Origin of the sequence: Candidatus Accumulibacter meliphilus (assembly GCF_036625345.1) — a bacterium.
GTDB lineage: Bacteria > Pseudomonadota > Gammaproteobacteria > Burkholderiales > Rhodocyclaceae > Accumulibacter > Accumulibacter meliphilus.
On the sequence record NZ_JAZKTZ010000001.1, the window covers coordinates 1 to 26390 of the forward strand.

The window sequence follows — 26390 nt, forward strand, 5'->3', positions numbered from 1 at the left end:
CCCGGCAGGCGCCGACCGTCGAGCAGCTCTATACCGTCGCGCGAGCGCTCGAAACGTACCGCATCGACGGACTACTGATCATTGGTGGCTGGCTGGCCTACAGGGTTGCCCATAACCTCTATAGCGAACGCGAGCGCTATCCGGCATTCAAGATTCCCATCATTTGCCTGCCGGCGAGCATCGATAACAACCTGCCCGGCTCTGAGTTGAGCATCGGTGCCGATACCGCTCTCAACGCCATTGTCGAGGCGCTCGACCGCATCAAGCAGTCGGCCATAGCGGCGCGGCGGTGCTTCGTGGTCGAAGTCATGGGCCGCTACTGCGGCTATCTGGCGCTGATGAGCGGTCTTGCCAGTGGCGCCGAGCGCATCTACCTGCCCGAGGAAGGGGTCTCGTTGAAGGACCTGCAAGCCGATGTGGAACGGATGATCGAGGGTTTTCATGGCGGTCGGCGTTTCTATCTCACGATTCGCAACGAGCGCGCAAACGCGCAGTACACGACCGATTTCATGTGCCGGCTGTTCGAGGAGGAAGGTCACGGCCTGTTCGACGTGCGCCAGGCAATCCTGGGTCACGTCCAGCAGGGCGGCAACCCTTCGCCGTTTGACCGCGTGCTGGCAACCCGCCTGGCGGCGCACTGCATCGATTTCCTGACCCGCGAACTGGAGCGGGGTTCGGCTGCCGGTGCCTATATCGGCCTGGTCGAAGGCAAGGTCATGATCTCTCCGATCAACCGCATGCATGATGTGGTCGATCTGGAGCATCGGCGGCCGACGGAACAATGGTGGATGGACTTGCGGCCGGTCATGCTGGGCATGGCACGGCCAGCGGCGGACGCAGTTTAAACGGCGGCCGTCGATGGTGCTTGCGCGCGCTCCAGCCAGCGCCTGGCGTGGAGCTATCAGCGACGTTGCTGGCCGCGCAGGGTTGTTGTCGGCAGTCAGTCTAAGGCGCAGGGTGGCGATGGACGTTGATGGCATGGCGTGTGTCCAGAGCAACGCGCCGTGCCGCCTGCGCGAAGTCCTCACCGCTGCCGGCATAGAGGATGGCGCGTGAGGAATTGATCAGCAGGCCGTCGCCGTGTGCCGTACGGCCGGCGCGGACCGTTGCCTCGATGTCGCCGCCCTGCGCACCGATACCTGGAACAAGTAGCGGCATGTCGCCGCTCAGTTCGCGAACGCGGGCAATTTCGCCGGGGAAGGTGGCACCGACGACGAGTGCGCACTGACCGCCCTGGTTCCATTCCTGGCTGACCAGGCGGGCGACCCGCTCGTAGAGCTTTTCGCCACCGACGTCGAGGAACTGCAGGTCGCTGCCGCCGGGGTTCGAGGTTCGGCAGAGCAGGATAACGCCCTTGTCAGCGTAGGCCAGATAAGGTTCGATCGAGTCGCGCCCCATGTAGGGGTTGACGGTGAGCGCGTCGGCTTTGAAGCGTTCGAAGGCCTCTATGGCGTATTGCTCGGCGGTACTGCCGATGTCGCCGCGCTTGGCATCGAGGATCACCGGTGTCGTCGGGTGAGCGTCGTGGATGTGGGCGATCAGGGCCTGTAGCTGGTCTTCGGCACGCTGAGCGGCGAAATAGGCGATCTGCGGCTTGAACGAGCACACCAGGTCGGCGGTGGCGTCGACGATTGCTTTGCAGAAGTTAAAAATGGCGTCTGGCTGACCGCGCAAGTGGGCGGGGAAGCGCGCCGGGTCGGGGTCCAGGCCGACGCAGAGCAGGCTGTTGCGGTCGTGCCAGGCAGCGTTGAGAGCGTGCATGAAGTTCATCGGATGATCATCACTCTTGGCAAAAAACTGCATTCTAACGGCCGTGACTCGGGCCGACGCAGGTGATCGCGCCTGCTGTTCGCCGAAAAAGGTAGACTCGGGGCTTTCGCGCGGGGAAGCCCTTTGAAGAAACTGGAGCACGACGAGTACCTTGCCATGCGAGCGGGCGCCGAAATCCTCGAGGCGGATGGCTTTGGTGACAAGGTCCTGCGCCTTGCCGACGGAACAATCCTCAAGCTCTTTCGCCGCAAGCGTCTGCTCTCTTCGGCAGCCTGGTCGCCCTATGCGCAACGCTTCGCCGACAACGCCGAGGCTCTTCACCAGCGCCACATAGCGGCGCCGGTGATCATCGCCGTCTGGCGAATTCCTTCGATTGCCCGCGACGGCGTGCACTACCACCCGCTGACCGGCAAGACGCTGCGTGAGATGCTGCGCGAGGGCTTAGACCCGGCTATCGAGCCAGGCTTGAAGCGGGCGTTCACGGACTTCGTCATTCGCTTGCACCAGGCCGGCGTCTATTTCCGCTCGCTGCATCTCGGCAACGTGGTCTACATGCCCGATCAGCAATTCGGGCTGATCGACATTTCTGATGCGCGTATCGGACGCCGTTCGCTGAGCAAGCAGTTGCGCGCGCGCAACCTTCGCCGCCTGCAGGAGATCGACGGGGAGCGAGACTGGGTCGATTTTTCTACGGTGATGAACGGCGCTTTACAAGCCCCGCCTCGAACCCTATAATGCGCGCTTCTTTCGAGGGGGTATAGCTCAGCTGGGAGAGCGCTTGCATGGCATGCAAGAGGTCCGCGGTTCGATCCCGCGTACCTCCACCAGCAAGTCGAGAGATTCCTGTTCCGGGTCCCCATCGTCTAGAGGCCTAGGACACTACCCTTTCACGGTAGGTACCGGGGTTCGAATCCCCGTGGGGACGCCAGCGCCACTGCGGTTCGTGCAGTGCGCCTGCACAAGATGCGCACTCCTTTTTTGCCGTGTGCGGGAAACCGCTGTGTGGTGGTCGTCGACCTGATCGTGACTGCCCTATCCAACGCTCGCGACCGCGGGCACTTCGACCTTGATTTGCGAATTTTCCGCCGAGCGCCGCATAGCCACGTCGCGTCAGTGCTTTCCGCGAGCGATGAGTGCTCCCGGACGATGTCGACATTCTTGCTAAATGCCGACAGTTGCAGTAATTTGGGGCGCTCACGTTGGGGGTGCCGCGCGGATCACGCTGTGGCTGAGAGAGTCCCTTCGAACCTGTACGGGTCATGCCGTCGTAGGGAAGCGGAGCGCACGGGGTTTTCAGGGTGCGCAGGGTGTTCTTCACTCCGTCTCTCTCGTCTGTCTGGCCCCTTGCACGCTGCACGCTTGCGTAGCGCTTTTGCCGTACCCCTCTGCAAGGAAACACCATGAACGCTAACGAGAAATTCATCGCTGCTGACGCTCACGTCGACCAGGCCGCCATCCAGCCGTTGCCGAATTCCCGCAAGATCTACGTTACCGGTAGCCGCGCCGATCTGCGCGTACCGATGCGCGAAATTTCTCAGGCCGATACCGACACCGCTTTTGGTGGCGAGAAGAACCCGCCAATTTACGTCTACGACTGCTCGGGACCGTACTCGGATCCGCAGGCGGCGATCGATATCCGCCAGGGCCTGCCGGCGCTGCGCGCGCAGTGGATTGCCGAGCGCGGTGATTGCGAGGCGCTCGGCGACCTGAGTTCCGATTTCGGGCGTGTGCGCGCCGCCGACCCGGCTCTCGACGAACTGCGTTTTCCCGGCCTGCAGCGCCGGCCGCTGCGTGCCAGGAACGGCGCCAACGTCAGTCAGATGCACTACGCCCGGCGCGGCCTCATCACTCCGGAAATGGAATACGTCGCCATCCGCGAGAACAACAACCGCCGCGCCTACGTCGAGCAACTGAAGGCTTCCGGGGCGCAGGGCGAACGCTTCGCAGAAATCCTTTGCCGCCAGCATGCGGGCAACAGTTTCGGGGCCAGCATTCCGGACGAGATCACGGCGGAGTTCGTACGCTCGGAGGTGGCTCGCGGGCGGGCGATCATTCCCTGCAACATCAATCACCCGGAAAGCGAGCCGATGATCATCGGTCGAAACTTCCTGACCAAGATAAACGCCAACATCGGCAACTCGGCGTTGGGTTCGAGCATTCAGGAAGAAGTCGAGAAGATGACCTGGTCGATCCGCTGGGGGGGCGACACGGTGATGGATCTGTCGACCGGCAAGAATATTCACGAAACGCGCGAGTGGATCATTCGCAACAGCCCGGTACCGATCGGCACGGTGCCGATCTACCAGGCGCTGGAGAAAGTCAACGGCAAGGCCGAAGAGCTGACCTGGGAAATCTTCCGCGACACCTTGATCGAGCAGGCCGAACAGGGCGTTGACTACTTCACCATTCACGCCGGCGTTCTGCTGCGCTACGTGCCACTGACTGCCAGCCGCCTGACCGGTATCGTCTCGCGCGGGGGTTCGATCATGGCCAAGTGGTGCCTCGCGCATCACCGTGAGAGTTTCCTGTACACGCACTTCGAAGAGATCTGCGCGATCATGAAGGCCTACGACGTCGCTTTCAGCCTCGGTGATGGCTTGCGCCCGGGGTCGATCTACGATGCCAACGACGCAGCGCAACTGGGCGAACTGAAGACGCTGGGCGAACTCACCGACATCGCCTGGAAGCACGACGTGCAGGTGATGATCGAGGGGCCGGGCCATGTGCCGATGCACATGATCAAGGAGAACATGGATCTGCAACTCGAGCAGTGCAAGGAAGCGCCGTTCTACACGCTTGGCCCTCTGACCACCGATATCGCGCCCGGCTACGACCACATTACCAGCGGCATCGGTGCGGCGATGATCGGCTGGTTCGGCACCGCCATGCTCTGCTACGTGACGCCCAAGGAGCACCTCGGCTTGCCGGACAAGGACGATGTCAAGGTGGGAATCATCACCTACAAACTGGCGGCGCACGCTGCCGACCTGGCGAAAGGGCATCCCGGCGCGCAGATTCGCGACAACGCGCTGTCGAAGGCGCGCTTCGAGTTTCGCTGGGAGGATCAGTTCAACCTCGGCCTCGACCCCGACAAGGCGCGCGAGTTTCACGACGAAACACTGCCCAAGGAGTCGGCCAAGGTCGCGCACTTCTGCTCAATGTGCGGTCCGCACTTCTGTTCGATGAAGATCACCCAGGAAGTCAGGGAGTACGCCGCAGCGCAGGGAGTCAGCGAGGCGCAGGCGCTGAGCAAGGGGATGGAGGCGAAGGCGATCGAGTTCGTCAAGGCTGGCGCCGAGGTGTATCGGAAGGTCTGAGTGCGGGGGAATGACGCCGGACACCCTGCGTCTGAGCTTGTGCTCGCCTCGCTCGCTGGGCGGTTACGGCGCGCCTGCCGCGCTTCATCGAGCACCGCCAGCACCGAGCGTGGTTCGGCAGGGCGACGACGCCACTGATGATGTGATGATCGCCATCAAGGCCACGAGCCAAGGCGGCGATCGACGATGCGGCGGCAGAAGCGAGCCGCGGGCCCCCTAGAAATCCTTGGCCGCTTCCCAGAGAATGTAGCCGTCCTCCTTGCGCGTCCACTCCAGGAGTTCGATCAGCGGGAAGGCGCGCTGAGCCAATCCGATCGGCGGACCGTCGGCCCTTTGATCGTCGTTGCTGTCGTCATCTTGGGCGGGGGTACCGGTCTGAGGCAGGAAGGCTTGCCGTTGCTCGCCGCCGCCAGCAACGGCGCGCCGCAGGCGTTCGATGGCTTCGGGCAACTGCTCGCTGGTAATCACGCCGCGCGCGGTGCAGTCCTTGTGCAGGATTTCGAGCAACTGGCGGGCGGCCGGAGAGAACATCATGATCTGCCCGGAGGTGCTCGAGTTGAATTTGACCAGCATGCTCGGCTTCCCTTCAGATTGGGTTCAATGCCTTCCATTGTCCTCGTTGCGGCGGGGAAGAACAATAGCCGGCGATGGGACGGAGCGCGGGGTCGTGTACACTGCGGACATGAGTACAATTCTTACGTCACGGAAAGCTCGCGGCCTACGCCGCACCTTGGCTTGCTGCGCCACTCTTGAGCGGTTTCGATGATCGAACTGGAGCGTCTGCTGCGCTCGCAGGGCTTTGGCAGCCGGGCTGACTGCCGCGCACTGATTCGGTCGGGGAGCGTCAGCGTTGCCGGGCAGCCCTGCGCTGATCCCTTTGCCCGCTTCGAGGCCGAGGGCCTGCGCTTTGCGGTAGACGGAGTTGCCTGGCTTTATCGGCGTTTCGCGTATCTGGCGCTGCACAAACCAGCAGGCCATGAATGCTCGCAGCGACCCTTACACCACCCCAGCGTCTACTCGCTGCTTCCCGATCCTCTCATCAAGCGTGGCGTGCAAGCGGTCGGTCGGCTCGACGAGGACACGACCGGGTTGCTGCTATTGACTGACGACGGTCAGTTCATTCACCGCTTGAGTTCACCAAAAAAGGCGGTGCCCAAGGTCTATGAGGTGACAACGCGGCATGTGGTCGACGCGTCACAGATGGGTGCGCTGCTGAGTGGCGTGGTGCTGCATGACGACCCCGAGCCGGTTACCGCGTTGGACTGCACTCTTCTCGGCGAGCGCTGCCTGCGCTTGACGGTGACGCAGGGTCGCTATCATCTGGTCAAGCGCATGCTTGCTGCGGCCGGCAATCGGGTCGAGGCATTGCATCGGACGAGCATCGGCGGTTTCAGCTTGCCGGCGTCGCTCGAGGTTGGGCGGTGGATGTGGCTGGAAGCGGCGGAGCTGGCACTGCTGGCGGCCGACAAGGGTGGCTCTTTCTGAAAGGGGAGGATCGGCAGTGACCTTGACCGAGTTGCGCTACATCGCGACGCTGGCCCTCGAGAAGCACTTCGGTCGGGCCGCGGAAAAATGCCACGTCAGCCAGCCGACCTTGTCGGTGGCCTTGAAGAAGTTCGAGCAGCGCTACGGAGTGATTCTCTTCGAGCGGTCTTCGGCTGAAGTGCGGCTGACGATGCTCGGCGAACAGATTGCCGCTCAGGCGGAGCGGGTTTTGGACGAGGCGAGCAGGCTGAAGGAGCTCGTCGAACAGGGCAAGGACCCCTTGCTTGGACCGTTGCGCCTGGGGGTCATCTACACAATTGCGCCATACCTGTTGCCCCGCCTGATTCCGGCTTTGCACTTGCGTGCGCCGCGGATGCCGCTCTTTCTGCATGAGAATTTCACAGTAAACCTGAGCGCGCAGTTGCGTCGCGGCGAACTTGACGCGATCGTCGTCGCCTTGCCATTTGCGGAAGCAGGGATCGTTTCACGGGTGGTTTACGAGGAGCCTTTTTGCATGGTCTTGCCGAGCGGGCATGGGCTGACGCAGCAAACCCTGATCGACCCCAATGAGGTGGCGTCCGAGAACCTGCTCCTGCTCGGCAACGGTAATTGTTTTCGCGATCAGGTGGTCCAGGCGTGCCCACAGCTTTCCGGCCCAGGCGGTACCGACGGGGCGAGCGAGGGAAGCTCGCTCGAAACGGTGCGCTACATGGTGGCCAGTGGCGCCGGAATCTCTGTGGTGCCGGCCTCCGCGGCGGCGGCGTGGCCGCGTGATGACCTGTTGCTGGAGTTCCGCAATTTCAGCGAGCCGGCACCGCTTCGCCAGGTGGTGATCGCCTGGCGGGCGACCTTCCCGCGGCCGCAGGCGATCGACGTCTTGCGTGCGGCGATCCTGGACGCACCGCCGCCCGGAGTGATTGTCCGCGATTAGTGTCCGGTGAACGGCTTTTCGGCCGGGCGATTCCGGGGCTGCGGCCCGCCGCGCCGCTGTTTCACGTGAAACAGCGGCGCAACACGGCAGCAAGGCTGCCTTGTTGCGGGTGTGCTCCTAGTCGGCCACCTTCTTGCGTGCGCTGGCGCTGGTTGTTTCGCTGCCTTCCGGCGTGTTGTTGTCAGTCTTCGCGGTGGCCACTCGGGGCTTCCTGGTCGTTGCCTTGGGTTCCCGTTTCTCGAACTCGAAGCCGACTTTTCCATCGCCGCCGCGGACCAGATACGCGGAGAACTTCCGCCGGGTGCGTGCCGAGACGAAGCCGCGCAGGAGGTCGGTCCGCCCGCTGCTCAGCAGCTTTTGCATCTGTTCGGGTTCGATCTGCTGCTGGAGAATGATCGTTCCCGATCGGAAGTCGCAACTCTTGTTCGGTCCCTGCGATTTCTCGCAAACGTAGGCCATGCCGTGCGCGAATACTCGTGCGCCGCACTTCGGGCAGGCGCCCTGGGCTTCGCTTTGCGAGAAGTCGACTTCTTCGGCGGCGTCCCCAGCGCTTCCCTGGCCGAAGTCGAACTCAGGGGCGTTGTCGGCGTTAAGCTTGATGATCGCGTTGAAAGGGCGTCCCATCTTGTTGCGGAAGCCGGTCAAGGGGCCGATCCTGCGTTCGGTGAGCAGCTCCTCGATCTCGCTACCTTCGAACTGGCGGCCGGCGACGATCTTCCAGAGTGCGAAGTCACAGGCCTGGCACTGAAACTTCTTGTAGGTTTCCTTGATCAGACCGCCGCACTTGGGGCAAGGGGTCGTCAGTTCGCCGAAGTCGCCGGGGATGGTGTCGCTATCGTAGCTCTTGGCGCGAGCAACGATGCGCTCGGTCATTGCCGCGATCTCGCCCATGAATTCCTTGCGCGACATCTCGCCGCTTTCCATGCGCGCCAGCTTCCATTCCCATGCCCCGGTGAGCTCGGGCGCCGTCAGCTCGGGAATGCCGAGGCCGTTGAGCAGCGTCATCAGCGAGAAAGCCTTGGCCGTCGGCTGCAGTTCGCGGCCGTCGCGGTGAAGATACTGTTCGGCGATCAGGTTCTCGATGATTTGCGCGCGTGTCGCTGGCGTCCCGAGGCCGCGTCCGGCCATCGCCGCGCGCAACTCCTCGTCGTCCATCGACTTGCCCGCGCCTTCCATGGCCGTCAACAGAGTGGCCTCCGAGTAGCGCGGCGGCGGCTTGGTTTCGTGTGCGTTGAGGAGAACCTCTTCGCCATGAACGATTTCGTCGGGCTGCACGGCGACGAGATTGCCTTCGCTGCCTTCCTGCGCGTCGCGGCCATAGACCGCGAGCCAGCCGGGATTGACCAGGACCTTGCCTTCGGTCTTGAATGGCTCGCCCTCGACGCGCGTGATGCGCGTCGTGATCAACGATTCGGCGGCGGGATAGAAAACGGCGAGGAAACGCTTGACGACCATGTCGTAGAGCTTCATCTCCGGTTCGGAGAGGTGTTTTGGCGCCTGCAGCGTCGGGATGATCGCGAAGTGATCGGAGATCTTGGCGTTGTTGAAAATGCGCTTGTTCGCGACGACCCACTGGCGAGCCAGGATGTTCGATGCGAAAGGCGCGTAGCGGGCCAGGGTGGCTTCGTCGCTTCCTTTCGTGACCCCCTCGCCGGTGAGCATCGATAGCGTCGCCCGGACCGTTTCACGGTAGTCCTCGGGCAGCGCACGGGCGTCGGTCCGTGGGTAGGTCAATACCTTGTGCTTTTCGTAGAGCGCTTGCGCCAGTCCGAGCGTCGCTTTCGCCGAAAAGCCGAAACGGCCGTTGGCTTCGCGTTGCAGGCTGGTCAGGTCGTAGAGCAGCGGCGACAGCTGCGTCGAGGCCTTGGACTCTTCGCTGACTTCGCCGTCCCGGCCGGTGCACTTCTTCTGCAGTGCGATGGCGCGCGCTTCGTCCCACAGGCGGTCGGCACGCGCATGTTCGTCGTTGTCCTTGCCCTTGTAGTTCTCGTCGAACCACTTGCCCCGGTAGTTGCCGGCGGCACAAACGAAGAGCGCCTCGACTTCCCAGTAGGCGCGCGGCTTGAACTTGCGAATGCGGTCTTCACGGTCGACCATCAGCGCCAGAGTCGGTGTCTGGACGCGGCCGACGGTCGTCAGGTGGAAGCCGCCGGTCTTCGAGTTAAAGGCGGTCATCGCGCGCGTGCCATTGATGCCGACCAACCAGTCCGATTCCGAGCGGCAGACGGCCGCATCGGCCAGACCGCGCATTTCGGCGCCGCTGCGCAGGCGGGCGAAGCCGTCGCGGATAGCCTGTTGGGTCATCGACTGCAGCCACAAACGTTCCACCGGCTTGCTGGTCTTGGCGTGCTGGACGATGTAGTTGAAGATCAGCTCGCCTTCGCGCCCGGCGTCGCAGGCGTTGACCAGACCGTCGACATCCTTGCGTTTGATCAGGCGGACCAGCAGCTTTAGACGCGCCTCTGTTTTCTGAATCGGCTGCAACGCGAAGTGCGGCGGGATCACCGGCAAATGGGCGAAAGACCACTTGCCGCGCTTGACCTCGTACTCCTCGGGGCAGGCCAGTTCGAGCAGATGCCCGACGGCCGAGGAGAGCACGTAGTCGTCACTCTCGAAATAGTCCTCGTGTCGAACAAAGCCACCGAGGGCGCGTGCGAGGTCAGCGGCGACGGAGGGTTTCTCGGTGATGATCAGTTTCTTGCTCATGGGGTCTTCATCAGTCCGGGAAAGTGGCCAAAATGCGGCTGGCCGGATGGCCCAACACTACAGGGTTCGGCGGGCCATGATAAGAGCACTCTACCGCCCTTGGCAAGCAAGGCGGGCGGCAGTGCTGTTCGCGAGAGGGTCGCCGAAACCGCTGCCTGCCCTGCCGTCGCCGGAGCGGTAGCAGCGTCCTGGTAGCGAAGGCGCGCGGTGCTCAGTGCAGCAGTCTGTGCTCACCGTCGTCGAGAAGTTCCTCGACGATCAGGGGCTCTAGCGCCTGCTCACGACTCCAGAGGATCATCAAGACGATGATCTTGAACTTGCCCAGAGGGACCGGGTCGTCGTCGAGGAGCATCGCGCCCTCGACGACCAGTTCGCGCAAGGCGGGCGCCAACATTTCCGCCGCTTCGAGGAAAGCGATGAAAGCGAGGCAGTCCGGGCCAAGTTTGCGTTGCTCCTCTGACAGGTAGACGCGTAGCGCGCGCTGGTCGCGTGGCCGCTCAATGAGTGGCGTCGTTTTCAAGCCGTCCAGCCAGCCCAGGGCGACGGTGATCGCCTCGTCTTCGAAACCGACGGCGCTCAAGCGGCGCTTCAGCATCTTGGTCTTTGGGCGGGCGCTGAAGTCGTGATAGTTCTCGAAAAGGTAGACCAGAATGTCGATCATCAGAAAAGGCTCTCAGGCTTGGCAAATGCGTTGGTAGCGGCCGCCTGGCAGAGTGGCGACCTGACCATCCAGTTCCAAGTGGAGGAGCATCACCGAAACGACGTCAGCCGTCAAGCCGCTGCGTTCGACCAGCTCGTCGAGGCTGCAAGGATCGAATCCCATGCTTGGCAGCAGGCCGCTGCCTTGCGGCGCAGGGTCGTCAGGGCTCGTGGAGGTCGTCGCCGTCAGCAGTGGCCAGGTGAGCTCGTCGAGGACGTCCTGAACGGTTTCTACCAGTTTGGCACCTTCTCTGATCAGCTTGTGGCAGCCGCGCGAATGTGGCGAGTGAATCGATCCCGGAATGGCGAATACCTCGCGTCCCTGTTCGGCCGCAAGGCGTGCGGTGATCAGCGAACCGCTGTCGACGGTCGCTTCGATGACCAGTGCGCCGCGCGAGAAGCCCGAGATCAGACGGTTACGGCGCGGGAAGTTGGCGGCGGCGGGTGGCGCGCCGAGTGGAAACTCGGAAACGACAGTGCCTCGGGCGGCGATCTCGAGAGCCAGTTGCTGGTTGGCGGCAGGGTAGAGGCGGTCGATCCCGGTGCCGATGAAAGCCACCGTGCTTGCCGCCGCGCGCAGCGCGCCGCGATGCGCAGCTGCGTCGATACCCAGGGCGAGGCCGCTGGCGATCGTCAGTCCGGCTTCAGCCAGGGCGGCGGCGAAGCGCTCGGCGTTGTTGATCCCTTGTGGAGTGGGGTTGCGACTGCCCACGATGGCCAGCGCCGGTTGGTTGAGCAGATCGATGCGACCACGGACGTAGAGCAGTGTCGGTGGATCGGAAATCTGCAGCAGGGCTTGCGGATACTCGCGGTCGGCGAGGGTGAGCAGCTCGTGGTCAGGCGCCGCGGACCAGGCCAGGGCGCTATCCACCCCTGCGCGATTGTCGGCAGCGAGGAGCAGGCTGGCCGCCTTGTCGCCGACAACGCCGGAAATGGCGGCGCGATCCGCTGCGAAGATGGCTTCTGGAAGCCCGAAGGCGTTGAGCAGCTTGCGCTGGGTCTTGCCGCCAATACCCGGAATCAGCGTCAGTCGCAACCAGGCGGCGAGCGACTCGCCGGTGTCCATTTCTAGGGTGTGCGGACGAAGTCGTTGATATCTACAGTGCCTTCGGACTGCACGACCAGGCCATAGGAAATTCGTTCGAAGGTGCGGAAGACGAAAAGCAGGCCAATGCGTGAAGGCGGAATGTCTACCACCGCCTTGTCACCCTGCTCGTCGCGTTCGTGAATCACGCGATTACGTTCGAGAGCCAGCACGTGTCCGATCTCGATGCCATCGCTGGTGCCACGGTTGATCGAGATGATCGAGCCGCGACCGGCTGCGTCGACGCCGCCATAGACGGAGATCACGCGGCCATCGACGGCGAAAGTCAGGCTTGTGCGGAACGTAGGCGATCAGCGGTGGCGGCGTCGCCGGCAGCAGGCGATCGCCAAAGCCGACTTCCTGCGTGGCCGAGCGCACCTCGAAGGTCGCCGGGTTGCCCGGTTCGAGCTGTTTCGCGGTGCCCAGGTAGAACGCTTCATAGCCCAGGATGTCGTTGCTCTCCGGGTCACGCAAAGGCTTGCCGTTGCGATAGATCTGCCAGTCGCGATGGGCAGGGTCGGCATTGGTCACGTAGGCCAGGTCGCCGTTGCCGAGAAAGACCCGATCGAGCTGGGTGGCGACGATGCGTGCAGCCGCGTCGAGCGCGTTCGCTTCGACGATCAGTGGATCGGAGAGGAAAGGTCGGATGACGTTTGGCGGAATCGCCGGTATCGCCTCTTCGTTCATTTCGGAATGAATCTGCGGCTCCAGCCGGGCACTCTGCAGACGCAGGAAGGCGTTGCCCTGCGCGTCACGATCAAGGACGATCACGTCACCGGGATAGATCAGGTGCGGATTCCTGACTTCCTGCCGGTTCATCCGCCAGATCTCCGGCCAGCGCCAGGGTTCCTTGAGGAAGGTCCCCGAAATTCCCCAGAGCGTGTCACCGGGTACGACCACATGTCGGGTGGGGGCGCTTTCGGCCAGCAGCGGGGCTTGCCCGGCGGCAGGCACTGAGCGCGCTGACCGTGGCCAGAATGAACGCGGATATAATGCGGATCATCGTGTTATCCTCGTACGAGCCTTCGTACATGGCGGTGTGGCGGGATGGCGGCGAGGCGGCGTAATGCTCCGGCTGCAGGGGTTGCCCTGTTCGCTGTTGGCCGCGTCTATGGCCGAAGCCATCGTGCGCCCGACGCAACCGGCGTTGGAATACCCAAGACACTACATTAGATTCTGCACGTAGTTATTTCTTCGATCAAGCCTTTTATGTCTCTACTACCGATACTCCGCTTTCCCGATCCGCGTCTGAAGAAAGGTGGCCGTGCGCGTCGAACGGATTGACGACAAGCTTCGCCGTCTGGCGCGTGACATGGCCGAGACGATGTACGAAGCACCAGGAATCGGCCTTGCCGCGACGCAGGTGGATGTGCATAAGCAGCTGATCGTCATTGACGCCTCGGAAACCAGAGATCAGCTGCTTACCTGATCAACCCGGAGATTCTCGAGCAGGACGGTCTGCAGGTGTGCGAGGAAGGTTGCCTGTCGGTGCCCGGGATCTACGACAAGGTTGCGCGCGCCGAACACGTCGTGGTCCGCTATCTCGACCTTGACGGCGCAGAGCAGACCATCGAGGCCGTGGGTTTGCTGGCCGTTTGCCTGCAGCACGAAATCGATCACCTGCAGGGACAGGTCTTTGTCGAGCACCTCTCGCAGCTCAAGCAGTTGCGGATCAGGAACAAGCTCGCCAAGCAGGCGAGAATCACCGCGTGAGGCTGATTTTCGCCGGTACGCCCGAGTTCGCGACGAGGCCCTGCAGGCGATCATCGCTGCCGGTCATGAGGTGCTTGTGGTCCTCACGCAGCCCGACCGCGCCTCGGGGCGCGGCATGGCGCAGCGTGCCTCGCCGGTCAAGCAGCTGGCTCTGGCGTCCGGGATCGAGGTCTTGCAGCCATCGACCTTGAAGGACCTTGCGGCACGCAGGAGCAGCTACGCGCGCTTGGCGCCGAGGCAATGGTTGTCGCCGCCTATGGACTGATTCTTCCGCAGGCGTGCTGGATATTCCCGCTTCCGGCTGCATCAACATCCATGCGTCGCTTTTGCCGCGCTGGCGCGGTGCTGCACCCGTGCAGCGGGCGATTCTCGCCGGCGACGCTGAGAGCGGGGTGTGCATCATGCAGATGGAGGCCGGCCTGGACAGCGGCCCGAGTCCTGCTTTGCGAGCGCCTGCCGATCACTGCCGACGATACGGCGGCGGCGCTCAGCGACCGTCTCGCTTTGCTCGGCGCTCGCTTGATCGTCGATGCTCTGGCTCGTCTGCCGCTGCCGCCGCAAGCGCAAGCAGAGACCGGTGCCACTTACGCGGCCAAGATCGACAAGGCCGAAGCGCCCCTCGACTGGCGTCTGCCGGCCGCGCAGCTGGCCCGCCGGGTCAGAGCCTTCAACCCTTTTCCCGGAGCTTCTTGCGTGGTCGACGGCATTCTGCTCAAGGTCTGGCGTGCCAGGGCGATCACCGGCAATGGCTGGCCTGGCGAGATCCTCGTTGCCGACCGCAACGCTCTCGTCGTTGCCTGTGGCGAAGGCGCTCTGCAGCTCGAGGAGCTTCAGAAAGCCGGCGGCAAGCGTCTGCCGGCGGCTCAGTTCCTGTCGGGAACACCTATCGTGGCGGGTTCGCGGTGTGCTTTGCCCAGCACCTGAGTGCCCGCGCTCCGAGACTGGATCGAGGGCGACAGCCCGCGCGCGTGCGCGGTGCTGGCGTACTTGAAATCTGTGCTCGTTCGGCACCACCTGATTTGTGCCACCAACTGCTTGGTGCACTGCTGTTTTCTAGGAGGTCTCTGCAATGCTCGGTAACTGGGTAAAAACTTCGCTTCTGATGGCTGCCATTGTGGCGCTGTTTGGCGCCATTGGGGCGATGGTCGGTGGCCAGACGGGGATGTTGCTGGCGCTGCTTTTCGGCGGCGCGATGAATGTCTTCGCCTACTGGTACTCGGACAAGATGGTGCTCAAGATGTACCAGGCGCGCGAGGTTGACGAGGTGTCGGCGCCGCAGTTCTACGGCATGGTTCGCGAGCTCGCGCAACGGGCCGAGCTACCGATGCCGAAAGTGTATCTGATCGACGAAGCGCAGCCGAATGCCTTTGCCACCGGTCGCAATCCGGACAACGCTGCAGTTGCGGCGACAACCGGGATTCTGCAGTTGTTGTCGGCACGCGAAATCCGGGGCGTGATGGCACACGAACTGGCGCACGTCCGGCACCGCGACATCCTGATCTCGACGATCTCGGCGACCATGGCCGGAGCAATCTCCGCACTCGCCAACTTCGCGATGTTCTTCGGTGGGCGCGATTCGGAGGGCCGCTCAAATCCTGTGGTCGGCATCCTGATGGCCCTGCTTGCGCCGTTGGCCGCCTCCCTGATTCAGATGGCCATCTCGCGGGCACGCGAGTTCGAGGCTGATCGTGGTGGTGCGGAGATTTCCGGCGACGCGAATGCCTTGGCCGATGCGCTGACCAAAATCGATGCTTACGCTCGCGGGATTCACTTGGCGCCAGCCGACGCGCATCCCGAAACGGCACAGATGATGATCATCAATCCGCTCTCTGGCGGTGGTATCAAGGGCCTGTTCAGCACGCACCCGGCGACCGAGGAACGCGTCGCGCGTCTGCGCGCGTTGGCGCGCACTTGAGCGGCTCCGCGGCGGGTTCCCGGGGCTAGAGTTCGGGGCTGGTTCGGCGGCAATGTTTCACGTGGAACACTGCCGCTCTCCTGCTTTTCCAAACAGGCGCCGCAGCTGGTCAGCCAGACGATAGCCAGCTTCGCCAAGGCGGCGGCCGGCGATCTTCAGCGCACTGGCGTGGAACTGGGCACTGATCGTGAGCACAGCGTCCTTACCCGGTGGGTAGGCTGCCCGCTGTGCGAGCTGCCAGCTTTCGTCGAGCCATTGCGCGGGTTCTCCTGCTGGCGCCGCCGCCGGGTAGAGACTTGTCAGTGCCTTGACGGTGCTCTCCAGGCGCTTGTCGCGTAGCCATGGTTTGCCCGGAAGGTCGTCCCAGTAGCTGTGCAGGTTGGTGGATTGGTGCTTCGGCTGGAAAGGGTTGATGATCCGCTGCGCGTTGCCACCGCTGTCATCTTTGCCGTTCGGGCGATTGCGGCTGGCCGCGTGCAGCGGTTGATGCGCGTCACCGACCAGATGGATCAGCCAGGGCAGCGCATAAGCGCGCTCAGTGTCGCTGCGTTTCGAGTCGCAAAGCACCTTCGCGAGCGCCGTCAATTGGCGGTCCAGCACTCCTGGCGACGAGCGCGACCTGCGCTCGCGATGCAGAGGACGATCGACATAGTGCCAGCCGAGTCGACGTTCCATGTCCGGGAAACCTTTCAGCGTTGGCGTTGGCTGCGCACGTCCGGCGGTGTAGAAACGCCGGTCGCGGCGGATGTCGTCCGGCCAGGTCGAGGCTTCGAGAAAAGCTGCGCGGTCCGCATCAGGGTCTTTGGAACGTGCTTGCCAGCGTTCGAAGTCGGGGTGCTTGCGCAGCAAGGCAGCCAGCGCAGACTTGCTGCCCTGATCGAGTTTTTCCCAGGCGATCAAGGCGGTGATGCGATGGCCGGCGGCGTTCCAGGCGACCGCCGGTGACGGGAAGAGCAGTAGCAGCGAGAGTAGCGCTGTTGCCACAAACCCTGGCCGAAGCAGCAAGCCTCGCCGCGCCGACGCGGCGCCTGGCTTAGCGGTCAAGGCCGAGGCCTGATGCGAGGCTGGGTCTTCGAGCGGCTCGATGTGGATGAATACGGTGTAGGGTTTTAGCGAGGGCGAGGACATGCGGCTATTATCGCCCCCCGGCGACCAGGCCGCCATCGCCAGGCATCGTGCTAAACTCGCGCCACACCTTAAGCAAAGCATCCCTGGCCTTGTCGACTTCCCCTCCCTCCCCATCGCCGTCCGCGCGTACGCTGCGCATGCGTAAGCCCGCCAAAGAGCAGCAGGCGGCGGTCGGGCGCGCTAGCGCGTCGACCGCTTCGGCGTTGGCGGCCGATTCGCTGGCACTTAGCCTCTTGCTGGCGGCGCGGGTAATCGCCGCGGTTCGCGGCGGGCAAAGCCTGACGCAGGTGCTGAGTACGCTCGGCAGCGAACATCCGGAAGCGCGCGCGGCTGCTCAGGATGTCGCCTACGGCAGCCTGCGTCGCTACGCGTGTGGCGAGTTTCTCCTCGGGCGCTTGCTGACGCGCGCCTTGCCGCATCCCGAAACTGAAGCGCTGCTGCTGGCCGCCCTATACCGTTTACAGACCCGTCCTGATTCGGCTTACATGGTCGTCGACCAGGCCGTCGCGGCGGCTGCCGAGCTTGCGGGCGGGGCCTTCAAGGGCCTGGTGAATGGCGTTCTGCGCAACTACCAGCGGCAGCGTCATGCCTTGCATGCGGCCATGGCCGACGACGACGAAGCGTCGCAGCAGCATCCGCGCTGGTGGTTGGCCCGCCTGCGTCGTGCTTATCCGGATCGCTGGCCGGCAATCGTCGCTGCCGGCAACGCGCAGCCGCCGATGACTCTGCGCGTCAATCAGCGCCGGATCACTGTCGCTGACTACCTTGCGCGCCTGCAGGCGGTGGGCTCGTCCGCGCGCCCGCTTGGCGGTCAGGCATTGCTCCTCGACAAACCCATGCCGGTCGATGGCTTGCCTGGCTTTGCCGACGGGCTGATTTCGATTCAGGACGCTGGCGCCCAGCGTGCTGCCGAGCTGCTGGCGTCGACGGCCGGCCAGCGCGTGCTCGACGCCTGCGCGGCGCCTGGCGGCAAGACCGCGCATCTGCTTGAAGCGGCCGATCTCGATCTGCTGGCCATCGATATCGATGCCACTCGTACGCGTCGCGTCGAAGACAACCTGCGCCGACTGGGTCTGACGGCGACGGTCAAGCCTGCTGACTGCCGTGCTCCCGAGCAATGGTGGGATGGCCAGTTCTTCGATGCGATTCTGGCCGACGTGCCCTGCTCCGCGTCCGGCGTCGTTCGTCGCCATCCGGATATAAAGTACTTGCGCCGTGAAAGTGACATCAGAGGCTTTGTTCGCCTTCAGGCAGAGATTCTGGATCGCCTCTGGCCGCTCTTGAAACCGGGAGGCAGGCTGCTCTATGCCACCTGTTCCGTTTTCCCGGAAGAGAACCGTGCGCAGATCGATGCCTTTGTGTTTCGCCAGCCCGACGCTCGACGCCTGGCCGAAGAAGAGCTCCTGCCGCAGCCTGAACATGACGGGTTCTTTTATGCCTTGTTGCAGAAAGCGGCTTAGCGCGGCTTTTTTCTTGCTGTGGCTGCTGTTCGCCTCAGCCGGCTTGCAGGCAGCAGACATCAGCGCCCGCAACCCCTTGCTCGCCCTCGCTGATGAAGGCTATGTCCTGTCCGCCGACTTCAGCGTCAGTCTGAATGCGCGCCTCGAAGATGCCGTTACCAGAGGCGTCGGGCTGTACTTCGTCATCGATTTCGAGCTCAGCCGCTCGCGCTGGTACTGGCTCGACGAACAACTTGCCAGCCGCAGCCAGTCGCTACTGCTTTCCTATCACGCCCTGACCCGCCGCTATCGTTTGTCCAGCGGCACTTTGCACCAGAGCTTTGCCTCGCTCGAAGAGGCCTTGCGCATCTTGTCGCGCCTACGCAACTGGCTGGTTTTCGACACCAGCGTCGTGGAAGCGGATCAAACCTATCTTGCCGCCGTACGCATGCGCCTCGACCTGAGCCAGATGCCGAAGACCTTTCAGGTCAACGCGCTGGCCAACCGGGACTGGAACCTCTCGTCGGACTGGGCCCGGTGGACCTTTACGCCGGGCGACTCCGTGCAGCCTGGGGGAACGGGCACACAGGTCGTGCCGGTGGCGCCTCCCGCGCACCTGCCGGCAGCGCCATCGAGTGGTGACGGCAAATGAAGATTCTGATCATCGCCGCCGCGTCGTTTGGCGCCATCCTGCTTTTCTTGTTGGCCTCGGCGAGCGCCAATACCGCCCTCTTCGCCAGCAACTACGCGTGGCTGCTGGCACTGAACGTCATCGTTGCCCTGTCGCTTCTGGCGCTGATCAGCTGGCAGTTGCGCTCGCTGTGGGGGGAGCACCAGGCCAAAGTCTTCGGTTCCCGCCTCAAGCTGCGCCTGATGTTGATGTTCGGCCTGATGGCGGTGTTGCCGGGCGTCTTGATCTACGCCGTGTCGGTACAGTTCGTCACCAAGAGCATCGAAACCTGGTTCGACGTCCGTGTCGAGAAAGCGCTTGAGGCAGGGCTGAATCTTGGCCGTAGCGCACTCGATTCGCTGCTTGAAGATCTTGCAGCAAAGGCGCAGACGATGGCCATGGAGCTCGGCGAACGTTCCGAAACGCAGCGCCGCCTCGACCTCAATCGCTTGCGCGAGCAGTACGGCTTGCAATCGGCGGCGCTGTTTGCGACCAACGGCGAATTGGTGGCCACCGCCACCGGCGAACTGGCGACGCTGGTGCCGAAAAAGCCGGCAGGCGACGAGTTGCGGAAAGTGCTTAGCGAACGCCGCTTGGCGCTTCTCGAAAGCCACGGCGAAAAAGACCTCTCCTTGCGGGTTCTTGTCGCCGTGACGCCGCCGGGCCTCGGTGGCGAGACGCGCATCCTGCAGTTGAGCGACCCGGTGCCGGCTGTCCTGGCGCTTAACGCCGACAGCGTACAGACCGTCTATGCGGACTATCAAGAACTGTCGCTGGGTCGCGAGGGACTGACGCGGATCTACGCCATGACACTGACCCTGACCGTGCTCCTGGCGTTGTTCACGGCGATCGCGCTGGCTTTCGTGCTTGCCCGTCGCTTGTCGGCGCCGTTGTCGATTCTCGCCGAGGGGACGCAGGCGGTCACTGCTGGCGATTACACGCCTCGCCAGGAGGTCTACAGCGGCGACGAGCTGGGCGTGCTGACGCGTTCCTTCAAGCAGATGACCAGCCAGCTCGACGACGCTCGTCGCGATAACGAGCGCCAACGCGCCGAGCTGGAAGCGGCGCGCGCTTATCTGGAATCGATTCTCGCCAACCTCTCCGCCGGCGTGCTGGTCTTCGATACACACTTCGTCCTGCGCACCGTTAACGAGGGTGCGCTGACCATTCTGGCTGATGATTTCAGTGCGCTGCTTGGTGTCGCGGCAGCCGATTGGCCGTGCCAGCAGACGCTCGGCGAGGCGATTCTCGATAATTTTGCCGAACACGACAGCAGCGAATGGCAGGAACAGATCGAGCTCGATGCGCTGGGGAGCCTGCCGCAGCAGATCCTGCTGCTGCGCGGCACCAAACTGCCGGGCGAATCACTGGGTGGCTACGTGGTGGTGTTCGATGACGTGACGCGGCTGATTGCCGCTCAGCGCAGTGCCGCCTGGGGCGAAGTCGCGCGCCGATTGGCACACGAAATCAAGAATCCGCTGACGCCGATCCAGCTCTCGGCCGAGCGCTTGCAGATGAAGCTGGCTGATCGGCTCAGCGGCGCCGACGCCGACATGCTCGATCGCTCGACACAAACCATCATCAGACAGGTCGAGGCGATGAAGCGGATGGTCAATGATTTCAGCGACTACGCGCGCCTGCCGGCTCCCGAGCTGGCCGCCCTGGACCTCAACGCGCTGATTCGCGAAGTGCTTGGCCTCTACGAGACTTCGCGAGCAGCGATCAAGCTCAAGCTCGCAGGCGACTTGCCGCCCGTATGGGGTGACGCGACGCAGCTGCGGCAAGTCATCCACAATCTCCTGCGCAACGCCGAGGATGCGCAGGAAATGGTCGATGCACCGCGTATCACGATCAGCACCCTGCCCCTCGACAACATGGCCGAGATGGTCGTCAGCGACCGCGGGCCGGGCTTCCCGCCTGAAGTCATGGCCCGTGTTCTGGAGCCCTACGTGACCACCAAGGCGCGTGGCACCGGCCTTGGTCTGGCGATCGTCAAGAAGATCGTCGACGAACACCACGGTCGCATAAAGGTCAACAACCGCCAGGCGGTCGGCGCAATGGTCAGCATTACCCTGCCGCTGGCAGCCTTGCCGACTGGCGGACATCGCTCGCACAAACTTTCCTCCGAGGCCTGACATGGCGCAAATACTGATCGTCGATGACGAAATGGGCATTCGCGAGCTGCTTTCCGAAATTCTTGCCGACGAAGGACATTCGATCACGCTCGCCGAGAATGCCGCCGCGGCGCGCAAGGTACGCGCCGATATGCGCCCCGATCTAGTCCTCCTGGACATCTGGATGCCCGATACGGATGGTATATCGCTGCTCAAGGAGTGGGCGACGAGCGGCCTGCTGACCATGCCGGTGGTGATGATGTCCGGACATGGAACGATCGATTCGGCGGTCGAAGCCACGCGCATCGGCGCCTCCGACTTCCTCGAAAAGCCAATCGCCCTGCAGAAGCTGCTGGCCACGGTCAAGAAAGCGCTCAAACACGAAACGGTGCTGCAGAAGAAGCCGCTGACGCTCGACGCCTTCGCCCGCTCGCCGCTGCTCAAGGACCTCAAGAGACGTCTCGAACAGGCCGCAGCCAAGACCTCGGTTCTGCTGCTGAAAAGTGCCTCGGGTAGCATTGCGGAGATTTGCGCGCGTACCCTGCAGACGCACCGCACGCCGTGGCTGGATCTGTCCACGGCGAGTACGCCCCTGACCCAGGAGATGCTGCACAACGCCAGCGGCGGCGTGGTCTTCATCGCCGACCTGGCGCAGCTCGGCAAGCTGCAGCAAATGAATCTTGTTTTCGCGCTCGAACGCCTGGAACGGCACAATCTGCAAATGGTCGCCGCTTCCAGTCGCTTGCTGCCGGCTCTCGTCGACGCGGGCTGGGATCCTCTGCTGGTCAGCCGACTCGGCGAAGTCTGGGTCGCGCTGCCGCAGATTTCCGGGCACGCCGACGACGTTCCCGAGATCGCCTCCTTGCTGCTCGCCCATCTTGCCGAGCGTGGTGAAGTGCCTCTGCGCGTGTTCTCGAGCGGCGCGCGTAACGCCCTGCGGCTGCATCATTGGCAGGGCGAATGGGCGGAACTGCTGACCGCCGTGAAGAACCTCGCGCTCTCGGCGCTCGACGAAGAAATCGCCGCTGAGGACGTCGAACGTCTCTTGCAGAGCGAGTCTGGCAGTGCTGCCTCGCCGCTGCCGGCGCTCTTTCTCGATCAACCGCTGCGTGAAGCCAGGGAAGCCTTCGAGCGGATGTATTTCGAATATCATCTGGCTGGCGAACGCGGTAACATGACGCGTTTGGCCGAGAAGACGGGCCTCGAACGCACCCACCTGTATCGAAAATTGAGGCAGCTTGGTCTCAATATCGGCCGGCGCGGCGACGAGCGCGAGTAAGCTCTCGCCGCATGCTGACCAGGGAGGGAAAAGTAAATGAGGATCGTCATTCTGGGCGCCGGCCAGGTCGGTGCCAGCGTCGCGGAAAGTCTCGTCTCCGAGAATAACGATATCACCGTCGTCGACAGCGATCACGAGCGCCTGGCGTTCCTGCAGGATCGCCTCGACCTGCGGACCGTGATCGGTAATGCCTCCTACCCCTCCGTACTGGCCAATGCAGGCCTCGAAGATGCCGACCTGCTGATCGCCGTGACGCAGAGTGACGAAACCAATCTCGTCGCCTGCAAGGTGGCGCACAGCGTCTTCAACGTCCCCGCCCGCATTGCCAGGTTGCGCGCGCGTGACTTCCTGGACAGCGAAACACTGCTCTTGCCCGACAATTTCGCCGTCGATTACGCCTTGTGCCCGGAACAGGTGATCACCGAGTACATCGCGCGCCTGATCGACTTTCCTGAAGCGCTGCAAGTACTCAGTTTTGCTCGCGGACGCCTGGCGCTGGTCGGCCTGCGCGCTTACGCCGGCGGTTTGCTGGTCGGCAGCCCGATTTCCGAGATGCGCAACCACCTGCCACCCGAGATCGACGGACGCATCGCTGCCATCTATCGTCATGGCGGTGCAATCACGCCGACCGGCGAGACGATCATCGCCGACGGCGACGAGGTCTTCGTTCTCGCTGCCGACGAACACATCCGCATCGTGATGCGCGAGCTGCGCCGCTCGATGGATCCGGTGCGGCGAGTGATGATTGCCGGCGGCGGCAACATCGGCCACCGTGTTGCACAGGCTCTGGAAGGCAAGTGCGAGGTCAAACTGATCGAGGTCGATCGCCGCCGCGCCGAGTTCGTTGCCAACTCGCTGAAGTCGGTGCTGGTGCTCAATGGCGACGCCACCGATGAGGAGTTGCTGCAACAGGAGGGCATCGAAGAGATGGAACTCTTCCTTGCGCTGAGCAACGACGACGAAGACAACATCATGGGCGCGTCGCTGGCCAAGCGCATGGGTTGTCAGCGCGTGGTGGCCTTGATCAACCGGCGCGCCTACGCTGAACTGGTGCAGGGCGGGCCCATCGACATCGCCATTTCGCCGGCACAGGTGTCGATCGGCACCTTGCTGACCTACGTTCGCCATGGTGACGTCGTGCAGGTACACAGCCTGCGTCGCGGCGCCGCCGAAGCGCTCGAGATCGTCGCCCATGGCGACAAGAAAAATTCACGTGCTGTCGGCCGCCGCGTCGGCGAATTGCCGGTCATTCACGGCGCCTTTATCGCCGCCATCGTGCGCGACCTCGGCGAAACTGAAGACTTCAACTTCTTCCACCTGGGAGAGAAGAAGCAGACCGGGCAGGTGCTCATCGCCCACAAGGACGTCGTCATCGAGACTGGTGACCACGTGATCGTTTTCTGCATCGACAAGAAGGTCGTCAAGCAGGTCGAGAAACTATTCGCGGTTGGCTTCCACTTCTTCTGATCTGCAGGCATGAAACGCTTCTACCCCGTGATCCGGGTGCTCTCGCTGGTGATCCTGATGTTCGGGTTGACCATGCTTTTCCCCTTGAGCCTTTCGTGGTTTCTCGACGACGGCGCTTTCGCGTCCTTCGACGAAGCGTTTGTGCTTACCGTCGCTACTGGCGCCGGCCTGTGGTACGTCACCCGCAAGGAAACCCGCGATCTGACGATTCGTGACGGTTTTCTGATGGTTGCGCTGGTGTGGACCCTGCTGCCGATCTACGCCGCCTTGCCGCTGGTCCTCGAACTCAAGCTTAGTTTTACCGACGCCTATTTCGAAGCCGTGTCCGGACTGACGACCACCGGTGCGACCGTTCTCACCGGCCTGGACCAGCTACCGGTGTCGATCAACGTCTGGCGAACGCAGATGGTCTGGCTTGGCGGCATGGGCCTGATCGTTCTTGCGGTGGCCATTCTGCCCTTGCTGGGGATCGGCGGCCGACAGATGTTCAAGGCCGAGACGCCGGGGCCGATGAAGGACACCAAGATGACGCCACGCATCGCCGAAACGGCGAAGGGCCTGTGGACCGTCTATTCGCTGGCCTCCATCTGCTGCGCCCTGGCCTATTATTGGGCGGGAATGAGCGGGCTGGATGCACTCATGCACATGTTCGCCACCATGGGACTCGGCGGTTTTTCCAGCCACGACGCGAGCTTTGCCTATTTCGCCTCGCCGACCATCGAAACGGTCGCTATCGTTTTCATGCTCTTCGCCGGGATGAACTTCGCGACCCACTTCGTTGTTCTCTCCGGGCGTTCGCTGCGTCCCTACGTCTCCGACCCGGAAGCCGGCTGGTTTCTCCTGGTGACTCTCGGCAGTGTCGTTGGCATCGCCGCCTTTCTCGTCTTCCACGACGTCTATGCAAGTTTTGACGAAGCCCTGCGCGATGCCGCCTTCAACGTCGTCTCCATTGCCACGACGACCGGCTTCGCGACCACCGACTATGCTCTGTGGCCGTTTTTCGCACCGCTGTGGATGTTGTTTCTGTGCAGTTTTGCGACCAGCGCCGGCTCGACCGGTGGCGGCATCAAGATGATTCGCGCGCTGGTACTCTACAAGCAGGTGTATCGCGAGCTGACCCGTGCCATGCACCCCAGCGCCGTGCATCCGGTAAAAGTCGGCGGCGACGTCGTGCAATCCAACATTCTCTTCGCTGTGCTCGCTTTCGGCTTTGTGTACATGGTCTGCATCGCCAGCATGACGCTGCTTCTTTCCTTGTCCGGACTGGAGATCATCACCGCCTTTTCGGCCGTCGTCGCCAGCATCAACAACACCGGGCCGGGATTGGGCCAGGTCGGGCCGGCCAGCAATTACGCCGGACTGAGCGACTTCCAGATCTGGGTGTGCACCTTCGCCATGCTCCTCGGCCGCCTCGAGATTTTCACCCTGCTGGTGGTGATGACACCGGCTTTCTGGCGGAAGTAGCGGGGAAAGGGGATAATCGCGCTTTTCGAGCACCTTTCGCTCGCCGCCGGAGTTTGCCGTGACCCGCCCATCCAACGATACTTTTCTGCGCGCGCTGCTCAAGGAGCCGACCACGCACACGCCGGTCTGGTTGATGCGTCAGGCTGGTCGCTACCTGCCCGAGTATCGTGAAACGCGTGCCCGTGCAGGCAGCTTCATGCAGTTGTGTACCAACCCTGGCCTGGCTTGCGAGGTGACTCTGCAACCCCTGGCGCGCTTCGATCTCGACGCCGCAATTCTCTTCTCGGACATCCTGACCATTCCCGACGCGATGGGCCTGGGACTGTATTTCACCGACGGCGAAGGGCCGCGCTTCGAACGTCCCCTGCGCGAAGAATGGGCGATTCGCGACCTCAGCGCCCCCGATCCCTGGGATCACCTGCGTTATGTGATGGATGCGGTGGTGGAAATCCGGCGCGCACTGAACAACTCGGTGCCGCTGATCGGCTTTTCCGGGAGTCCTTACACTCTCGCCTGCTACATGGTCGAAGGCGCTTCGAGCACCGATTACCGCCGCGTCAAGGGCATGCTCTACGACCGACCCGACCTCTTGCATCGCATTCTTTCGGTCACCGCCGACGCCGTGGTTGCCTACCTCAACGCGCAGATTGAATCCGGTGCCCAGGCGGTGATGATCTTTGATTCCTGGGGCGGCTCCCTGTCGCCCGCAGCGTATCGCGAGTTCTCGCTGGCGTACATGCAGCGAATCGTTGCCCAGTTGATCAAGAACAAGGACGGCGAGCGCGTGCCATCGATCGTGTTTACAAAAGGCGGTGGCCTGTGGCTGGAAGCGATCGCCGAGATCGGCTGTGACGCGGTCGGCCTGGACTGGACGATCGACATCGGCGAAGCGCGCCGACGCGTCGGTGACAAGGTTTCCCTGCAGGGCAATATCGACCCGGCGGTGCTCTTCGCGGCACCCGAAACGATTGCCAGCGAGGCCAGGAAAGTGCTCGACGCCTACGGCCCGGGGGACACCGGGCACGTCTTCAACCTTGGGCACGGCATCTCGCAGTTCACGCCGCCGGACAACGTCAAAGCGCTGCTTGATGCGGTGCACCAGCACAGTCGGATTCTGCGCCAAAAAGGGCGTTGAGCCTGCGATTAGCGCTTGACTTGTTCACAGAAGAGACTTCCGAGTTTCCGGTGCGGTGGAAAGTTCCTTGTAAA

At 63.1% G+C, this 26390-nt stretch carries 21 protein-coding genes, 2 tRNA genes, 2 pseudogenes and 1 riboswitch; of the genes and pseudogenes, 17 read left to right on the forward strand and 8 right to left on the reverse strand.

Annotated features, from left to right (window positions below):
• The coding region (locus V5B40_RS00005; protein WP_332352548.1) for a 6-phosphofructokinase at nt 1-845 on the forward strand (845 nt) is incomplete at its 5' end.
• A 100-nt stretch (nt 846-945) separates the two neighbouring features.
• Here V5B40_RS00005 and pyrF read toward each other — a convergent pair.
• Nucleotides 946-1770, reverse strand: coding sequence for an orotidine-5'-phosphate decarboxylase (pyrF, locus tag V5B40_RS00010; RefSeq protein WP_043567771.1), 825 nt, complete (start codon nt 1768-1770; stop codon nt 946-948).
• Nucleotides 1771-1893: 123 nt separating this feature from the next.
• On the opposite strand from pyrF, the gene V5B40_RS00015 reads away from it, so the two are divergent.
• From V5B40_RS00015 to thiC, 4 genes are all read left to right on the forward strand, one after another.
• Nucleotides 1894-2505 (forward strand): hypothetical protein, encoded by a 612-nt coding sequence (locus V5B40_RS00015; RefSeq protein WP_043567712.1) that lies wholly within the window; start codon nt 1894-1896, stop codon nt 2503-2505.
• A gap of 16 nt (nt 2506-2521) precedes the next feature.
• Nucleotides 2522-2597 (forward strand) — tRNA-Ala (locus tag V5B40_RS00020).
• A 25-nt stretch (nt 2598-2622) separates the two neighbouring features.
• Nucleotides 2623-2698 (forward strand) — tRNA-Glu (locus V5B40_RS00025).
• 263 nt (nt 2699-2961) lie between these two features.
• A riboswitch (TPP riboswitch) is annotated at nt 2962-3061 on the forward strand.
• A 109-nt stretch (nt 3062-3170) separates the two neighbouring features.
• Nucleotides 3171-5087, forward strand: a complete 1917-nt coding sequence (thiC, locus tag V5B40_RS00030) for a phosphomethylpyrimidine synthase ThiC (RefSeq protein ID WP_332352549.1) — start codon at nt 3171-3173, stop codon at nt 5085-5087.
• Nucleotides 5088-5303: 216 nt separating this feature from the next.
• Here the strand turns inward: thiC and V5B40_RS00035 are convergent, their stop codons facing one another.
• A complete protein-coding gene (locus V5B40_RS00035; protein ID WP_332352550.1) occupies nt 5304-5660 on the reverse strand; it encodes a DUF1840 domain-containing protein in 357 nt (118 codons plus the stop codon).
• A 189-nt stretch (nt 5661-5849) separates the two neighbouring features.
• Between V5B40_RS00035 and V5B40_RS00040 the strand changes: the two genes are divergently transcribed.
• Nucleotides 5850-6572: a pseudouridine synthase gene (locus tag V5B40_RS00040; RefSeq protein WP_434735800.1), complete on the forward strand. Its 723-nt coding sequence runs from the start codon at nt 5850-5852 to the stop codon at nt 6570-6572.
• 16 nt (nt 6573-6588) lie between these two features.
• Complete coding sequence (locus tag V5B40_RS00045) at nt 6589-7503, forward strand: hydrogen peroxide-inducible genes activator (protein ID WP_043567721.1); 915 nt, start codon at nt 6589-6591, stop codon at nt 7501-7503.
• Nucleotides 7504-7620: 117 nt separating this feature from the next.
• Here V5B40_RS00045 and V5B40_RS00050 read toward each other — a convergent pair whose 3' ends face one another.
• The 5 genes from V5B40_RS00050 to V5B40_RS00070 all read right to left on the reverse strand — a co-directional run bounded on the left by V5B40_RS00050 (nt 7621) and on the right by V5B40_RS00070 (nt 12946).
• Nucleotides 7621-10209 (reverse strand): DNA topoisomerase III, encoded by a 2589-nt coding sequence (locus V5B40_RS00050; RefSeq protein ID WP_332352551.1) that lies wholly within the window; start codon nt 10207-10209, stop codon nt 7621-7623.
• Between the two features lie 211 nt (nt 10210-10420).
• Nucleotides 10421-10870 (reverse strand): DUF494 family protein, encoded by a 450-nt coding sequence (locus V5B40_RS00055; RefSeq protein ID WP_043567724.1) that lies wholly within the window; start codon nt 10868-10870, stop codon nt 10421-10423.
• A gap of 12 nt (nt 10871-10882) precedes the next feature.
• Nucleotides 10883-11974, reverse strand: coding sequence for a DNA-processing protein DprA (dprA, locus tag V5B40_RS00060; protein ID WP_043567727.1), 1092 nt, complete (start codon nt 11972-11974; stop codon nt 10883-10885).
• Nucleotides 11975-11976: 2 nt separating this feature from the next.
• Entirely contained in the window at nt 11977-12165 is a 189-nt protein-coding gene (locus V5B40_RS00065; protein WP_332352552.1) for a hypothetical protein, read from the reverse strand.
• Nucleotides 12146-12946 (reverse strand): LysM peptidoglycan-binding domain-containing protein, encoded by an 801-nt coding sequence (locus V5B40_RS00070; RefSeq protein ID WP_332352553.1) that lies wholly within the window; start codon nt 12944-12946, stop codon nt 12146-12148. The genes V5B40_RS00065 and V5B40_RS00070 overlap by 20 nt, the downstream gene beginning before the upstream one ends.
• Nucleotides 12947-13201: 255 nt before the next feature.
• Between V5B40_RS00070 and def the strand changes: the two are divergent.
• From def to htpX, 3 genes and pseudogenes are all read left to right on the forward strand, one after another.
• Nucleotides 13202-13705, forward strand: a pseudogene (gene def, locus V5B40_RS00075) (peptide deformylase).
• Nucleotides 13702-14629 (forward strand): annotated as a pseudogene (fmt, locus tag V5B40_RS00080) (methionyl-tRNA formyltransferase). Before def ends, fmt begins: the two co-directional pseudogenes overlap by 4 nt.
• A gap of 145 nt (nt 14630-14774) precedes the next feature.
• The gene (htpX, locus tag V5B40_RS00085; protein ID WP_332352554.1) at nt 14775-15620 is read left to right on the forward strand and encodes a zinc metalloprotease HtpX; all 846 of its coding nucleotides are present in this window, start codon (nt 14775-14777) and stop codon (nt 15618-15620) included.
• 57 nt (nt 15621-15677) lie between these two features.
• Here the strand turns inward: htpX and V5B40_RS00090 are convergent, their stop codons facing one another.
• A complete protein-coding gene (locus tag V5B40_RS00090) occupies nt 15678-16748 on the reverse strand; it encodes a S1/P1 nuclease (RefSeq protein ID WP_332352555.1) in 1071 nt (356 codons plus the stop codon).
• A gap of 137 nt (nt 16749-16885) precedes the next feature.
• Here V5B40_RS00090 and rsmB point away from each other — a divergent pair, with 137 nt between their 5' ends.
• Genes rsmB through hemE form a run of 7 tightly spaced genes read left to right on the forward strand, consistent with a single transcriptional unit; the run spans nt 16886 to nt 26316 of the window.
• Nucleotides 16886-18208 (forward strand): 16S rRNA (cytosine(967)-C(5))-methyltransferase RsmB, encoded by a 1323-nt coding sequence (gene rsmB / locus V5B40_RS00095; RefSeq protein WP_332352556.1) that lies wholly within the window; start codon nt 16886-16888, stop codon nt 18206-18208.
• Nucleotides 18209-18221: 13 nt separating this feature from the next.
• On the forward strand, nt 18222-18839 hold the full coding sequence (locus tag V5B40_RS00100) for a DUF4390 domain-containing protein (protein WP_332352557.1): 618 nt from the start codon (nt 18222-18224) through the stop codon (nt 18837-18839).
• The gene (locus V5B40_RS00105; protein WP_332352558.1) at nt 18836-20992 is read left to right on the forward strand and encodes a sensor histidine kinase; all 2157 of its coding nucleotides are present in this window, start codon (nt 18836-18838) and stop codon (nt 20990-20992) included. Before V5B40_RS00100 ends, V5B40_RS00105 begins: the two co-directional genes overlap by 4 nt.
• Nucleotide 20993: 1 nt before the next feature.
• Complete coding sequence (locus V5B40_RS00110) at nt 20994-22250, forward strand: sigma-54-dependent transcriptional regulator (protein ID WP_332352559.1); 1257 nt, start codon at nt 20994-20996, stop codon at nt 22248-22250.
• A 36-nt stretch (nt 22251-22286) separates the two neighbouring features.
• Complete coding sequence (gene trkA, locus V5B40_RS00115) at nt 22287-23717, forward strand: Trk system potassium transporter TrkA (protein ID WP_332352560.1); 1431 nt, start codon at nt 22287-22289, stop codon at nt 23715-23717.
• 9 nt (nt 23718-23726) lie between these two features.
• Complete coding sequence (locus V5B40_RS00120; RefSeq protein ID WP_332352561.1) at nt 23727-25181, forward strand: TrkH family potassium uptake protein; 1455 nt, start codon at nt 23727-23729, stop codon at nt 25179-25181.
• Nucleotides 25182-25239: 58 nt separating this feature from the next.
• Entirely contained in the window at nt 25240-26316 is a 1077-nt protein-coding gene (gene hemE / locus V5B40_RS00125) for a uroporphyrinogen decarboxylase (protein ID WP_291998279.1), read from the forward strand.
• The last annotated feature ends 74 nt before the right edge of the window (nt 26317-26390 follow it).

What these genes read in the sequence shown, in the direction of transcription:
- pyrF (WP_043567771.1), bottom strand. Translation starts at nt 1,770, where the DNA reads ATGAACTTCATGCACGCTCTCAACGCTGCCTGGCACGACCGCAACAGC.
- thiC (WP_332352549.1), top strand. Translation starts at nt 3,171, where the DNA reads ATGAACGCTAACGAGAAATTCATCGCTGCTGACGCTCACGTCGACCAG.
- V5B40_RS00035 (WP_332352550.1), bottom strand. Translation starts at nt 5,660, where the DNA reads ATGCTGGTCAAATTCAACTCGAGCACCTCCGGGCAGATCATGATGTTC.
- V5B40_RS00040 (WP_434735800.1), top strand. Translation starts at nt 5,850, where the DNA reads ATGATCGAACTGGAGCGTCTGCTGCGCTCGCAGGGCTTTGGCAGCCGG.
- V5B40_RS00050 (WP_332352551.1), bottom strand. Translation starts at nt 10,209, where the DNA reads ATGAGCAAGAAACTGATCATCACCGAGAAACCCTCCGTCGCCGCTGAC.
- V5B40_RS00055 (WP_043567724.1), bottom strand. Translation starts at nt 10,870, where the DNA reads ATGATCGACATTCTGGTCTACCTTTTCGAGAACTATCACGACTTCAGC.
- dprA (WP_043567727.1), bottom strand. Translation starts at nt 11,974, where the DNA reads ATGGACACCGGCGAGTCGCTCGCCGCCTGGTTGCGACTGACGCTGATT.
- htpX (WP_332352554.1), top strand. Translation starts at nt 14,775, where the DNA reads ATGCTCGGTAACTGGGTAAAAACTTCGCTTCTGATGGCTGCCATTGTG.
- V5B40_RS00090 (WP_332352555.1), bottom strand. Translation starts at nt 16,748, where the DNA reads ATGTCCTCGCCCTCGCTAAAACCCTACACCGTATTCATCCACATCGAG.
- rsmB (WP_332352556.1), top strand. Translation starts at nt 16,886, where the DNA reads ATGCGTAAGCCCGCCAAAGAGCAGCAGGCGGCGGTCGGGCGCGCTAGC.
- V5B40_RS00105 (WP_332352558.1), top strand. Translation starts at nt 18,836, where the DNA reads ATGAAGATTCTGATCATCGCCGCCGCGTCGTTTGGCGCCATCCTGCTT.
- V5B40_RS00110 (WP_332352559.1), top strand. Translation starts at nt 20,994, where the DNA reads ATGGCGCAAATACTGATCGTCGATGACGAAATGGGCATTCGCGAGCTG.
- trkA (WP_332352560.1), top strand. Translation starts at nt 22,287, where the DNA reads ATGAGGATCGTCATTCTGGGCGCCGGCCAGGTCGGTGCCAGCGTCGCG.
- V5B40_RS00120 (WP_332352561.1), top strand. Translation starts at nt 23,727, where the DNA reads ATGAAACGCTTCTACCCCGTGATCCGGGTGCTCTCGCTGGTGATCCTG.